A 13,717-nucleotide genomic window follows, 5' to 3' on the forward strand; every position below is an offset into this window, starting at 1 on the left:
TTCCAGGACTTCCCCACGTTCATGAAGAAGGTCATCAGCGTCGAGCAGCCCTCCGAGGAGAAGCTCAACTGGAAGGCCAAGATCTTCTGGTCCAGCCGGACCTGGGAGTCCACCATCATCGAACAACTGCCGGACAAGCGCATCGTGTGGCGTTCCAAGGGGCCCAAGGGCCATGTCGACGGCGCGGTGACGTTCCACCGGGTCGCCCCCAACCTCACGCGCGTGCTGCTCGTTCTCGAGTACCACCCGCAGGGTCTCTTCGAGCGCACCGGAAACCTGTGGCGGGCGCAGGGACGCCGCGCCCGGCTGGAGCTCAAGAACTTCAGACGGCACGTCATGTCCCAGAGCCTGCTCAAGGCCGACGAGATCGAGGGTTGGCGCGGCGAGATCCGTGACAGCAAGGTCGTCATGACGCATGAGGAAGGCCTCGCCGCCGAGGAGAAGGCGCAGAAGGAGGGCTCCGACCAGTACGAGGAGTCGTACGACAGGGAGCCCGCAAAGGCCTCCTCCTCGTCGTCGTCGAAGACCACCAGCAAGAAGTCGGAGAAGGAGCCGCAAGCCAGCCGTTAAGCCTGCCTACGCGGGTGGCAAGGCCGCCACCGCGACACCACCCGCGACACCGCGACACCCGCGACACCACCAGTGAGGCCACCCGTGGGAGACGCGGCCCTCCGCCAGAGGCCGCCCGCCCGCGGGTGGCTGCGTTGCTCGGCACGTCGCGCTGGTGAATTCTGCTGAATACCATGCGTGACGAAGACGCCGATGGCCAGGATGGGCGCATGCCCTTCCCGTTGATGCCTGGGTACGACCACATCAATCTGGTCGCCGACCTCGATCCGGTCGCGGCGGTGCGGGACGAGGAGACCGGCGAACGGATCCGCAGATTTCCCAAGCTCATCCCGGCCGGATCACCAGACTTCGGATACGCGGTACAAACCGGCACGGAATGGCGCATCGGCTGCACCGGTGCGTCCGATCCGGCGGGGGCGCGGTACGACCTGGCCCGCGATCTGCGCATGGAAGCGGAGCACGAGAACGACGCCGAGGTCGTCCATGCCATGCGGGCGGCGGCCGAGCAACTGGATCCGCCGGAGGGCAGGCAGCTCCCCAAGGACGAGTGGGAGATCGGAGAGCGCCGTTACCGGGTCATCAGGATCGAGAAGTTCACGCTGATCCACCAGGGCGTGATGGAGCCGCCCCGCGTGACCGACTCCGACACTCCCGAAGCGGATCCGCTCCTGCGCGGCCTTCTCATCCAGCCTCGCGCTCCCGCCGGTCAGTGGGAGGCCCAGCTGCGGCTCAACCTGGTCGGATACATCCCCAAGCCCGGCAGCGTGCCGGACGAGATCATGGTTGAGGCCGGCGATGCGATCCGCAGGCATGCCGGCGTCGTGCTGCTTCCGCCCACGTTCACCGTGCTGGAGATCCTCGGCACCGCGGCGAAACCCATCACGGGCGGGAATGATCCAAGGGAGGCTCGCAGCCGTCTCGCGGGCTATTTCACCAATCTGCTGCCGGGGCTGCGCGAGTTCCAGGGCGATCCGGCGTCCGCCGCCGAACTCGCCGAATGGAAGCACGCCGCCGAGCAGATCGAAGCGACGAACGGTCACGCGTTCAACGTGCTGGGGCGCCGGTTCTGCACCATTCGCGTCTCACGGATGCTCCGGCTCGGCCGCGACGGCCCGGAGGCTCCACGCGGCTCCGACCAGGCACGTTATGGACTACAGGAGCCCGACACCGGCTGAACGTCCGGTGGGAGGTCGTCATCGGCATCAGGAGCGCGTCGTTGCTTTGAGCTTGCTCAGGAGTTGGGCGCTCTGCTGTTCCCAGTAGGCGAGGCCGAGCCGCTGATGCGCGGCAAGGGAGGCCTCGGCGTGGTCGACGGCTTGGTCGGTACGTCCCAGACTCGCGGCGAGCTCGGCGAGGACCAGGTGGTTCGATCCCCACGCGGCGGTTCCCATACCGGCGACCACGAGCTGGTCCGCCACCGGCGCCAGCCGGTCGTACAGGGCCTGCGGGTCGGGGACGCCGAGCCGGGCGGCGACCAGGCCCCAGACCGGGATCACGAAGTCGGCGATCCAGGTCTCGGCGACCTCGGTCCCCCAGCGTGCGATCAGCTCGCGGGCGAGACCGGTCCGGCCCGCTTCGGCGGCGGCCAGGACGGCGACGGGCCGGAGCGGCACCAGGTCCGGCGCGTCCGCGGCCGTTGCGAGGTCGTCCACCATCTCGGCTCCGGTGCCCTGGCCTCGCCTGCACGTGTACGTGGCCAGCAACGTCCGGAACCGCGAGCCCCACGGCACCGAACCGAACCGCAGGGTCGTGTACGCGCCGACAAGTGCCTGGGCGTCCGCCCACCGCGCGTCGAGCGTGGCACGGGCCGTTTCGGCGACCCGCACCATCGACTCCAGCTCGGGCCGCGGCCGTTCGCCCAGCAGCACGCGGCATCGCGCCATCTCGCGGTCCCATCCGGCCAGGTCCCCGGACCGCAGCAGGCATGACATCAGGAAGATGCGCGCGATCAGCTCGGTGGACCGGGGAATGTCCGGCAGCGCCGCCATCTCCTCAGCTGCCCGGCGCATCGTCTCGGTCCCGCCGGGGACGAATGCGGCGAGCAGCAGGTTGTTGAGGGTCTGCGCCCGCAACGCCGGGTTGCCGACCTGGCGGGCGAGCTCGACGCCCTCCGTCGCGTGGCGTTCTCCCTCGGCACGGCGCGGGCCGTAGTACAGCTCAACGCCGAGCGCCCCGAGCAGCCCTGCGCGGTCGCGGTCGTCCAGCGGGCGTGCCAGGAGCTCCTCGATCGCCTCGATGACGGGCTGCTTGACCACGCCGAACGGCCGCCACGTCCACAACGTCGGCGCGCTGAAGGCGGTGAGGACGCCGATCAGCGCCCCCGCATCGTCCGACTGCCGGGCCAGGTCGAACGCTTCGTCCAGGTCCCGGCCGGCACCCGCGGCGTCGCCCACGGCACGACGTGCCTTTCCCAGCTCGGTGAGCAGCCGGGCCCGCCCCGACTCAGTGCCCGGGCCAAGCGCGGTCAATGCCAGCTCCCAGAACTCGACCGCTTCGGTGTAGGCGAGTTGCCCGGTGGCGTGCCGGGCGGCACGCGACGCGTACTCCACCGCCTTGGCCGCACCACCGACCTTCGCCGCCCTACCGAAGTGCCGCGCAAGGGTCGCCGACTCCGCCATCGGCAGAACGGGCTCCAGCGCCTCGCCCACCTTCAGGTGCAGCCGCGATCGTTCGAGCCGGCTCAGCCCCGCGTAGAGCGCCTGGCGCACCAGCCCATGGCTGAACCTGTAGTCGGCGTCCCCGAACGATCCATCCGGAGGCTCGGTGAGCAGGCCCGCCGCGACCGCCGGTTCGAGGGCCGTCATCACGTCCTCTGCCGTGGCCCCGGTGATGGCCTCAAGGAGATCGATGTCGGCCTCGGCACCGACCACGGCCGTGGCCCGCAACAGCCGCCGGGTCTCCTCCGGAAGCTTGGTGACCCTCCGTTCGATCACCTCACGCGCGCCCTGGGGTACCGCCTCCGGCAGGCCGCGCTCGCTCTCGCGCAGACGGAGCACCTCACCCAGGTAGAACGGGTTGCCGCCGGTCCGTTCCAGCAGGACGTCCACCAACCCCGGCTGCTCGGCGGTCCCGCGCGCTCGCAGGTAGGCCGACACGTCTCCGGCGTCGAACGGGGGCATCTCGACGTACTCGGTGCCTTCCAACCGGGACAGCGAGCCGAGGGCGGTGCGCAGCTGGTCCGGGTGGTCACCGGGCTCCGCGCGCAGCGTCGCCACGATGAGCACGGGCCGCCGGGCGATCGCGTCCGCCACGTACGCCAGCAGGCGCAACGACGACACGTCCGCCCAGTGCAGATCCTCCAGGACGACCATCAGCGGCCCTCCACCGCCGGAGCCGGCCAGCGCCGCGACGACCCGTTCATACAGGTCGTACAGCGCCGCATCCGGGTCGGCGGACTCCCCCGGCACCTCGCTCGACAGCAGGGCAGGGTCGGCTCCCGCGTCGCGCAGCACCTGGATCCAAGGCCAGAACGCGGGAGCGGTGCCGTCCACGCACCCCCCTTGGGCAACCCGGAAGCCGCGAGCCACCGCCTGTTCGGCGATCTCCCGGGCGAGCCTGGACTTCCCGATCCCCGCCTCCCCGGTCACCAGCAGCACCCCGCCGCTGCCACGCCGCACTTCGCCGAGCCGCTCGTCCGCGCGGGAAAGCTGCCCTTCCCTGCCGATGAGCCGATTGGACCCGGCCCTCCGTTCCTCTGGCGGCTCGGCAGAACGTTCCGCCGGCGCGGCCGCTGGAGGGGGGACGGATGGCACTTCCAGCTCCGGCGACTGGTCGAACACCGCCTGCTCCAGCCGGCGCAGCTCCGGGCCCGGCTGCAGGCCGAGGTCGTCATCCAGCCGGGAGCGGACGCGGCGGAGCGCGGCGAGCGCGTCGGCTTGGCAGCCCGCCCGGTAGAGGGCGAGAACGAGCAGGGCCCAGGCACGTTCCCGGTATGGGTGTTCTTCGACGAGGGCTTCGAGCTCGGTAACGGAGGCCGCGGCCTCGCCGAGCGCGAGCCGGGCCTCCAGCCGGTCCTCCCGCGCCACCGCCCGCACCTCGGCGAGCCTCGTGATCACCGGCTGTGCGAACTCCTGGTCGGCGAACTCCCCCAGCGGCTCCCCGCGCCAGAGCTCGAGAGCCCGGTCCAGGATCTGGAGCGTCTCGGCGTGCGCACCCCGCGCCAGCGCCCGGCGCCCCTCCTCGGCCCACGCGGCGAAGCGTTCGAGATCGACCTGACCGGGGGCGACGGCCAGCAGGTAGCCGGGTTCGCGGGTGAGCAGCACCTGCGGCGGGGTCCGGGGCGCCCGATCCGGCTCCAGCACCTTGCGCAGGTGGGCGATGTACGCCTGGAGGGTACGGGTGGCCCCGGCGGGCGGCTCCCCGGCCCACAGCTCCTGGATCAACCGGTCCAGCGACACCACGCGGCCGGGTTCCAAGGCCAGCATCGCGACGAGGGCGCGCTGCTTGCGGGTGCCCAGATCGAGGCGGGTCCCCGAGCCGTCGGTGACCTCCAGCGGGCCGAAGAGCCCGATCGACAGGCCGGCTGACATATCCACCTCGATGTTCATCCCCTCAGGCGTCCACAGCATAGGACCGTCCCCAGCCCACACCAGCTCGGACCTCAGCTCGATCCCAGCTCAACCTCAGACCGGTCGGCCGAAGCTAGGGTCATCGACGCGGAGGGAAGAGATCATGAACATCGCACACGAGCTGCGCAGCACGATCAAGGGCCGGGTTCTGGCGGCGGGTGATGAGGGGTTCGAGCAGGCCACCCGGCCCTGGAACGTCGCGGTCGCCCAGCCCGTGGACGCCGTCGTGGACGCCGCCGACGCCGACGACGTGGCCGCGCTCGTCCGCCACGCGCGGCTGAACGGGCGGACCGTCCTGGCCCAGCCGAGCGGCCACGGTGCCACCGGCGACGTCGAAGGCGCGATCCTGCTGCGCACCGGCCGCCTCAACGAGCTCGACGTCCGGCCGGACGAGCGGACCGCCCGGGTGGGTGCCGGGGTGAAGTGGGGCCAGGTGCTGGAGGCCGCGAGCCCGCACGGGCTGATGGGTCTGGCCGGAAGCTCTCCCGTGGTGAGCGTGACGGGGTACACGCTCGGCGGCGGACTCAGCTGGTTCAGCCGCATGCACGGCTTCGGCGCCGACGGGGTCCGCGCGTTCGACATCGTGGACGCCGGCGGCGACAAGGCCCGCGTGACGGCCGACTCCGACCCGGACCTCTTCTGGGCACTGCGCGGAGGCAGCGGGGATTTCGCCATCGTCACCGCCATCGAGTTCGACCTCTTCCCGGCACCGCAGCTCTACGGCGGCCGGTTGATGTGGCCCGCCGAGAAGGCTCCCGAGGTGCTGGCCGCTTTCCGGGAAGTCACCGCGACGGCTCCGGACGAGCTTGCCGTCTGGTTCGACCTTCTGCAGTTCCCCGGCGCGGCCCCGCTAGTCGCCGTGGACTCGACCTACCTGGGAGACGCAGCCGGCGCGGCCGCGCTGCTCGCCCCGTTCGAGAAGATCGAGGGCGTTCTGAACGACGGCCGCCGCGTGCTGCCGGTGGCCGAACTCGGCTCCATCACCGCCGAACCCACCGACCCCGCCCCCGGCCGGTCCCGCGCCGAACTGCTGACCGAGCTGACCGACGACGTGGCGGCGACGCTGCTGGAGAAGCCGATCGACCCGCTGCTCAGCGTCCAGCTGCGCCACCTGGGCGGCGCGCTGGCCCGCCCGGACGGGAACGCGGGTGCCAGCGGCCGGATCACCGAGCCCTACCTGCTCTACATGTTCGGCATCCCCACGACCCCGGAACGCGGCGCCGCCGTCCGCGACCGGCAAGCCGAGATCGCGACCGCCCTCACGGCCTCCACCAGCGGACGCAAGCCCTACACGTTCCTGGGCCCCGGCGAGAAGGCCGCGAGCGCGTTCTCCCCCGCCACCCTGTCCCGGCTCCGCGACATCAAGCGCGACCGTGACCCGCACGGCGTCTTCCGCGGCAACTTCCCCATCAACAGCTGAACGCGCGCCGCGAGTAAGTTGATCACGTGCCCTGGCCGTGCGGGCTGTACGGGGGTTGTACCTCGTAAGCTCGTGCGGTCACTGATCAACGGAATGGGCCGAGATGACCGAGATGTTGCAGGCGAACGATCCGCTGATGCTCGGCCGGTACCTGCTGAGCGGGCGGCTCGGACGCGGCGGCATGGGGACCGTGTACCTCGGCGAGGACCCCGAGGGCCATCGGGTGGCGCTGAAGGTCATCAACACCGAGCTGGCCGGGGATCCGGTGTTCCACGAGCGGTTCGTGCGCGAGGTGGAGGCGGCCCGGCGGGTGCGGCGGTTCTGCACCGCGCCCGTGCTGGACGCGTCGCTGGAGGGCGACACGATCTTCGTGGTGACCGAGTACATCGACGGGCCCACCCTCGACCAGGCGGTGTCAGAACGCGGGCCGCTGCGCGGCTCCAACCTCGACGGGCTCGCTGTGGGAGTCGCCACGGCACTGTCGGCGATCCATGACGCGGGTCTCGTGCACCGGGATCTGAAGCCTGCCAACGTGCTGCTGTCCGCGGTCGGCCCGCGGGTCATCGACTTCGGGATCGCGCGTGCCCTGGACGCCCAGACGGGGGTGACCACGACCGGGCAGGTCGTCGGCACACCCGCGTACATGGCGCCGGAGCTGCTGACCGGTGGAGAGATCACGCCGGCGTCGGACGTGTTCTCGTGGGGGTGCGTCGTGGCCTTCGCGGGCACCGGGCACAGCCCGTTCGAGGGCCAGCTCGTTCCCGAGATCCTCTACAAGGTGGTGCACGAGCAGCCCCGCCTTGACGGCCTCGATCCCGCGCTGCGCGAGGTGGTGGAGGCGGCGCTCGCGAAGGATCCGGCCGGCCGGCCGTCGGTGCCCGAGTTGCTCGAACGCCTCGCGGGGCACCCTCGTTCCAGCGGTGCCACGCAACCGCCGACCACGCCGCCGCCGACCACGCGGCTGACGCGACCTGATCGTCCGGGCAAGTCCGGGGTGCTGGCAGCGGGCATCGCGGTGGCGTCGGTGGCGGCCGCGGTCGTCGCGCTGGTCGTCCAGCCGTGGGCCGATGAGGAGCAGACCGGTGGGTCCCGGCCGGGCGGCGACGTCTTCGCGCGGTACGCCGGAACGTGGACCGGCAGCGTCGACCACCGGCGTGGAGGAAACGTCGTCTCCACGTTCGAGGCGGCCATGACGATCCGCCGGGGGAAACCAGGCCGGATCGTGGGCAACAGCGACTATGCCTCGCTCAACTGCAGTGGCAGCTTGACATTGCTGGACGTGACCGAGTCCAGGTTGCGGCTCTCGGAGAACATCGGCCAGGGGCCGTGCACGCCGACAGTGACGATCACGCTGTCGTACGAGAAGGACGGGTCGCTCGGCTACTCGTACAAGACGGTGGACAACGAGGGCACGGGCCGCCTCCACAAGGTCCGCTGAACGGTCTGAGCCGCCACCAGGTGAGGCTTCGCCACGCCCACTCCGCCGGGCCGTACGCGAACCGGCCCAGCCACCACCGGCTCGCCGTCACCTGAACGAGCAGGATCGCGAGCGTGAGCGGCACGAGTGGCAGGGTGCGGCCCGCGGCCAGAATCATGATGGTCGCGGAGAGGTAGTTGGTCAGGGCCATCCGTCCTAGCGGTTCGAGGGCGTAGCCGAGCGCGGCGCGGGCTCGGGTCCGCAGGGCGAGAAGGAGGCCCGTGGCGTAGGCGGTCGCCGTGACGACGCCTGCGACGGCCGGGATGCGGGGCGGCTCGGCTGTGAGCTGCCAGACGTTCAGCGGAACGGCCACGACCACGCTCGCGACGAAGGCGGCGCCGATCGGGTGCCGTTCGAGGTGGTCGAGGACGCCGTAGTCGACGGTGGCCAGGCCGAGCAGGAAGAGGCCCGGGATCAACTCGATCCCGCCTTCGGCGAACGCCAGTGCGGCGGCGGTGGCAGTGGCTCCCGTTCCGAGCACCAGGGAACGGGGCAGGAAGGAGGCCGGGAGCAGGACGAGGACACCGACGATCGCGTACGGCAGCAGCACTTCGCCCGGTTGCACCATCTGGTGCGCAAGGCCGATCGGGAGCAGGAAGCCGAGCCGGGCGAGCATCACCAGTTTGGGATGGTCCGTCTGAGCCGATGCCGCACGGAGGAACAGCGCGAAGCCCACCCCGAAGAGGAACGCGAAAATCGGGAAGAACCGCTGGTGCAACACCGTGTCGTACAGCTGCTCGTGCACGGGCTGGCCGGTCATGCCGGCGATGTTCACCGGCAGGATGCCGCAGAGTGCCAGACCGCGGAGTGCATCGATCTCGCGGACACGACGTCCGGGACCACGCATGCGCGTGCGGTCGGCGCCGCGGACACGGTCGGCGCCGCGGGTGTTGTCGGCGCTGCGGGCACGGTCGGCGCCGCGGGTGCGGACTCCGTCCATCCGTCTTCCCCCACCGCCTGTTCGGGGACGTCCTGACCCAGAATAGAAGCATGTCCAAACGCCGCGACGCCGCTCCATGCCCGTGCGGGCTCCCCGCCTCCTACCAGGACTGCTGCGGGCGCCTGCATCGCGGCGAGGCGCAGGCCGCGACGGCGGAACAGCTCATGCGCTCGCGGTTCAGCGCGTTCGCCGTCCAGGACGCCGCGTACCTCCTCAAGAGCTGGCACCCGGCGACCCGGCCGCCGTCGATCGACTTCGAACCCGGGCTGCGGTGGGAACGCCTCGAAGTCCTGGACGCGACCGAGGGCACGCCGTTCCACACGAAAGGGACGGTGGAGTTCCGCGCCGCGTACTCGGCCAAGGGAGGGCAGTCAGGGGAAATGCACGAGGTGAGCCGCTTCGTCCGCCACGACGGCGCGTGGGTTTACCTCAAGGGCACTGTGCAATAACTCTGGAGTCTCCCGAACCAAACCGGGTAACTTGCCATCAAAGCTGAGCAGGCTCTCTTTTTCGGATTTCCCGGGTCGGCGTGCCCCGGGCCGGTCAGCAGGATGGCGAACGTTGGTTCTGAGCAAACGATCTCGGTTTTTCGGACTCCTGCTGGCCGCTGGTCTGACGTTGTCCGCGTGCCAGTCCGATTCCGGCGGGCCCGGTGGCGGCGGGGGCGGGTCGGCGAAGGCACCCCCGGCCAAGGTGACGATCACCCCGGCGTCCGACACCAAGAAGGCGCGCCCCGACAGCGGCGTCACGGTGAAGGCGGTGGACGGCAAGCTCGACACGGTCAGCGTGAAGGCGGGGTCGAAGACCGTCGTGGGCGAGTTCAACGCCGCGCGCACCGAGTGGAAGTCCACGTGGACGCTCTCCCCCAACACCTCGTACGAGGTGTCCGCCAGCGCGAAGAACGCCGACGGCGTCGCGGCCCAGGCCGGCAGCAAGTTCAAGACGCTCAAGCCGGATGAGACCGTCACGGCCTCGCTGGACTGGATCCTGGAGGGCAACCAGGGCAAGAAGTACGGCGTCGGAACGCCGATCATCCTGAACTTCGACCGTGAGGTCCGCAACAAGGACCAGGTCGAGAGAGCGCTGGAGGTCAAGGCCGAGAAGCCCGTCGAGGGCGCCTGGCGGTGGATCGGCAACCAGCAGGTCGTCTACCGCACCAAGAGCTACTGGCCCGCGCACCAGAAGGTCACCCTCGTCGCCCACATGGCGGGCGTACGGGCGGCCAAGGGTGTGTACGGGACGAAGGACCTGACCCGCACGTTCAAGATCGGCGCGTCCCGGATCTCGACCGTCAACCTCAAGAAGCACAAGATGACCGTCAAGGTCGACGGCAAGAAGGTGCGCACGGTCCCGGTCAGCGGCGGCAACGGCACCACGCTCGAATACACCACCACCAGCGGCATCCACCTGGCGATGGAGAAGAACAACCCGACGCGGATGATCTCTCCGGGCCGCAAGAAGGGTGACCCGGGCTACTACGACCTGCTGATCAACTACGCGGTCCGGATCTCCAACAGCGGCGAGTACCTCCATCAGACCGCCGGCGAGTACTACTGCCTCGGCAGGGCCAACTGCAGCCACGGATGCGTCCGCCAGCCCGCCAAGGACGCGGTCTGGTTCTACCGCACCGTCCAGCCGGGCGACGTCGTGATCGTCACCGGTACGCGGCGCGACCTCCCTTGGGACAACGGGTGGTCCTTCTGGGAGATGCCGTGGAACAAGTGGAAGAAGGGCAGCGAGCTCGACTGAGCGGCCGGTTCGGATGAGCCGGTCGACTGGGCGGCCGGCTCGATCGATCCGTAGGTTCGATAGGGCAACCGACTAGGATGGACGGGGTGAAGCGCACCCCGTTCTCCCGCTGGCCCTGCTCCGTCGCCCGCACCGTCGACATCCTGGGCGACTGGTGGACGCCGCTGGTGCTGCGCGAGGCGTTCTACGGGGTGGCCCGCTTCGACGATTTCGCCAAGAGCCTGGGGATCGGGCGGAACGTCCTGACGCAGCGCCTCAACCGCCTCGTCGAGGAGGGCCTGCTCGAACGGGTGCCCTACCAGGAGCGGCCCGTCCGGCATGAATACCACCTCACGGAGAAGGGCCGCGACTTCTTCCCGGTGCTCACGGCGATGATGCGGTGGGGCGACAAGTGGATGGCCGACGACAGCGGCCCGCCCATCCTGATGCGCCACACCACCTGCGGCCACGCCGCGCACGCCGAGGTCGTCTGCTCCGAGTGCCACGAACCCCTCGGGCATGACAACGTTCTGCCCGAGCTGGGCCCGGGCTTCCCAGAACGCCTACGCGAACGAGCCGAAGCGCTACCCCGCTTCGCCGGCAACACCGGCGGCCAGTCCGCCAGCCGGTCAGGCGGCCGGTCCGGCGGCGGCTCCTGAGAGGGGCGAGACGCGTGCGGGGACGTGTTTGTGCCAGGGGGTGCCTGCGAACTCGTCGCGGTCTTCAGCCGCAGTGAGTTCGTTCGGGGCCACTCCGGTGACCGTCGGTGCGCCGTCGTCCGGGTCTTGGACTGCGAGGCCCAGGCCGTTCGGCAGCGAGATGTGTCCCGGGCGCATCCGGTCGGTCAGGTCCACGGGGACCTCGACGCTTCCACGCCGCGTGGTCAGGCGGACACGGTCGCCCGCGACCACGCCCAGTTCCTTGGCGTCCGCCTCGTTCATGCGCAGCATGCCCTCGGGGTCACGGCGGCGCCAGCCGGGGTCGCGGATGATCGTGTTGGCGGTGAACGCGCGCCGCTCGCCCGCTGAGAGGACGAACGGCCAGTCCGGCTCGGGTACCGGCCGCGGGCGCGAGGCGAGTCCGGCGACCTCGGTGAGGAGTTCGGGCACGTCCAGCTGGATCCGCCGGTCGCCGAGGCGCCGCCAGGTCTCCTCCTGCTCGTCGTCGGTGATGACCACGCCGTGCGGGTTCGACACGATGGCGTCGAAGAGCCGTTCGCCCGCTTCCAGCCCCTCCCCGTAACCGGCACGCTTCACCCCTGCGGGGTTGTCCTGGGCGCACTTGTGTGCGAGGGCCCAGAGGGCGGCGGCTGACGCGGCTCCGTTCGGCAGGGTGGGGCCGAGCGTCCGGTAGAGGAGTACGGAGGCCAGCTTCATGAGCTTTGGCCTCTCGGCGAGCGCGCTTAGGAACGCCTCCGCGAACGCCTGCCGCCCCTTGCCCGCGGCTTCGCGCAGCGGGGTGTAGTCGTCCTCGCTCAGCGCGCCCGCGGCCTCCACCAGACGCGCGTGGATCTCAGGCTCCGGCAGAACGCCGTCGGGGGCGTTCACCACCGGGTGGCGCAGATGGAAGATGTTGCGCGGGAAATCGAAGTTGAAGAACGTCGCCTCGTACTTCTCGTACTGCGTGGGCGCGGGCAGCACGTAGTCGGCCAGCCGGGCGGTCTCGGTCATCGCCACGTCGATGACCACGACGAGGTCGAGAGCCTTGAGCGCCTCGCGCATGCGCGCCGAGTCGGCGAGCGAGTGGGCGGGGTTGGCGCTCTCGACGAGCATCGCCCGGTAACGGTCGGGGTGGTCGGTGAGGATCTCCTCGGCGATGACGTTGCACGGAACGAGGCCGCCGATGATCTTCGCTCCGACCACCGGGCTCCTGGGGCCCTCACCGGCGGGATGGCCACGATCCCGGCCGATCGGCGCCATGCTGGAGAAGACGTACTGCGCGCCCTCCTTGCCGAGGTTGCCGGTCAGCAGCCAGATGAGCTTCTCGACGTAGCTGACGAGCGTGGAGTCGCGGTTCATCTGCACGCCGAGGTCTTCGAGGACCGCCACCGACGACGCACCCGCGAGTCTGCGCGCGGCGGCCCGGACGAGGTCCTCGGGCACGTCGGCGATCTCGCAGTAGGCGGCGATCGGGACGTCGTTCAGCACGGCCGTCACCGCCTCCAGGCCGTCGGCGTGCTCGGCGAGCCAGTCCGCCGCGACCAGGCCCTCCCGCACCAGGATCGCCGCCAGCGCGGTCAGCAGGTAGAGGTCGGTCCCGGGTCGCACCTGGAGATGGAAGTCGGCCAGCTCGGCGGTCTCGGTACGGACCGGGTCGATCACGATCATCGAGCGGTCCGGGTCCTTGGCGATCTCCTTGAGCACCGACCGGGCACGCGGGAAGCCGTGCGACTGGTAGGGGTTCTTGCCGACGAACAGCGCGACCTCGCAATGCTCGACGTCGGCGCGGTTGGGCAGGCCGAGCATCCGCGCGTTCACCCAGAACTCGCCGGTCTTCTCCTGCGCGAGCGCGCTGGAGCGGTACCGCATGCCGAACGCGCGCATCGTCGCGGGCGCGTACGCGCCGCCGAGGTGGTTCCCCTGGCCGCCACCGCCGTAGTAGAAGATCGTCTCGCCGCCGTGGGCCGCCTCGATCTCCTTGAACCGCGCCGCCACCTCGGCGATCGCGGTCTCCCAGTCGATCTCCTCGAAGGTGCCGTCGGGACGGCGCCGCAGTGGCCGGGTGATCCGGCCGGACCGGCCGTTCTGGTAGTGATCGAGGCGCAGCGCCTTGTTGCAGGTGTAGCCGTGCGAGGCGGGATGCGCCTTGTCGCCGCGGATCTTGTCGAACGACCCGCCGGCGCCCACGAGGATCTCGATCCCGCAGTTGCACTCGCAGAGGATGCAGGCGCTGGGCCGCCATTCCCCCGCCGTTCCCGGGCCGCCTGCCGGTCGTCCCGCGCCCGCCGTTCCGGTTCCGTGCTCGGCCATCGTCATCCGGACCTCCCTTGGCCCGCACTCTAACCGAGTCAGTTC

At 70.4% G+C, this 13,717-nt stretch carries 10 protein-coding genes; 7 read left to right on the forward strand and 3 right to left on the reverse strand.

What is annotated here, in order from left to right; translation table 11 throughout:
* On the forward strand, nucleotides 1–570 hold a 570-nt coding region (locus tag F8566_RS03605), incomplete at its 5' end, for an SRPBCC family protein (protein WP_192809503.1).
* A gap of 209 nt (nucleotides 571–779) precedes the next feature.
* Nucleotides 780–1,745 (forward strand): DUF5954 family protein, encoded by a 966-nt coding sequence (locus F8566_RS03610; protein ID WP_151558015.1) that lies wholly within the window; start codon nucleotides 780–782, stop codon nucleotides 1,743–1,745.
* A gap of 27 nt (nucleotides 1,746–1,772) precedes the next feature.
* On the opposite strand, the gene F8566_RS03615 is transcribed toward F8566_RS03610, so the two are convergent.
* On the reverse strand, nucleotides 1,773–5,117 hold the full coding sequence (locus F8566_RS03615) for an AfsR/SARP family transcriptional regulator (protein ID WP_192809504.1): 3,345 nt from the start codon (nucleotides 5,115–5,117) through the stop codon (nucleotides 1,773–1,775).
* Nucleotides 5,118–5,241: 124 nt separating this feature from the next.
* Here F8566_RS03615 and F8566_RS03620 point away from each other — a divergent pair, with 124 nt between their 5' ends.
* Both F8566_RS03620 and F8566_RS03625 read left to right on the forward strand, forming a co-directional pair.
* Complete coding sequence (locus F8566_RS03620; RefSeq protein WP_151558019.1) at nucleotides 5,242–6,558, forward strand: FAD-binding oxidoreductase; 1,317 nt, start codon at nucleotides 5,242–5,244, stop codon at nucleotides 6,556–6,558.
* 103 nt (nucleotides 6,559–6,661) lie between these two features.
* Nucleotides 6,662–7,996 carry a serine/threonine-protein kinase gene (locus tag F8566_RS03625; RefSeq protein ID WP_151558021.1) on the forward strand — a complete coding sequence of 445 codons (1,335 nt, stop codon included), beginning with the start codon at nucleotides 6,662–6,664 and terminating at the stop codon, nucleotides 7,994–7,996.
* Here F8566_RS03625 and F8566_RS03630 read toward each other — a convergent pair.
* On the reverse strand, nucleotides 7,905–8,975 hold the full coding sequence (locus F8566_RS03630; protein ID WP_225992844.1) for a DUF418 domain-containing protein: 1,071 nt from the start codon (nucleotides 8,973–8,975) through the stop codon (nucleotides 7,905–7,907). The two genes, F8566_RS03625 and F8566_RS03630, sit on opposite strands and share 92 nt — an antisense overlap.
* Nucleotides 8,976–9,025: 50 nt before the next feature.
* Between F8566_RS03630 and F8566_RS03635 the strand changes: the two genes are divergently transcribed.
* The 3 genes from F8566_RS03635 to F8566_RS03645 all read left to right on the forward strand — a co-directional run bounded on the left by F8566_RS03635 (nucleotide 9,026) and on the right by F8566_RS03645 (nucleotide 11,362).
* A complete protein-coding gene (locus tag F8566_RS03635; RefSeq protein WP_151558023.1) occupies nucleotides 9,026–9,424 on the forward strand; it encodes a YchJ family protein in 399 nt (132 codons plus the stop codon).
* 244 nt (nucleotides 9,425–9,668) lie between these two features.
* On the forward strand, nucleotides 9,669–10,724 hold the full coding sequence (locus F8566_RS03640) for a L,D-transpeptidase (RefSeq protein ID WP_225992845.1): 1,056 nt from the start codon (nucleotides 9,669–9,671) through the stop codon (nucleotides 10,722–10,724).
* A gap of 86 nt (nucleotides 10,725–10,810) precedes the next feature.
* Entirely contained in the window at nucleotides 10,811–11,362 is a 552-nt protein-coding gene (locus F8566_RS03645; RefSeq protein ID WP_151558025.1) for a winged helix-turn-helix transcriptional regulator, read from the forward strand.
* Here the strand turns inward: F8566_RS03645 and F8566_RS03650 are convergent.
* Nucleotides 11,333–13,678 carry a molybdopterin-dependent oxidoreductase gene (locus tag F8566_RS03650; RefSeq protein ID WP_225992846.1) on the reverse strand — a complete coding sequence of 782 codons (2,346 nt, stop codon included), beginning with the start codon at nucleotides 13,676–13,678 and terminating at the stop codon, nucleotides 11,333–11,335. The two genes, F8566_RS03645 and F8566_RS03650, sit on opposite strands and share 30 nt — an antisense overlap.
* Nucleotides 13,679–13,717: the final 39 nt, after the last annotated feature.

Source organism: Actinomadura rudentiformis, assembly GCF_008923185.1.
Lineage (GTDB): Bacteria > Actinomycetota > Actinomycetes > Streptosporangiales > Streptosporangiaceae > Spirillospora > Spirillospora rudentiformis.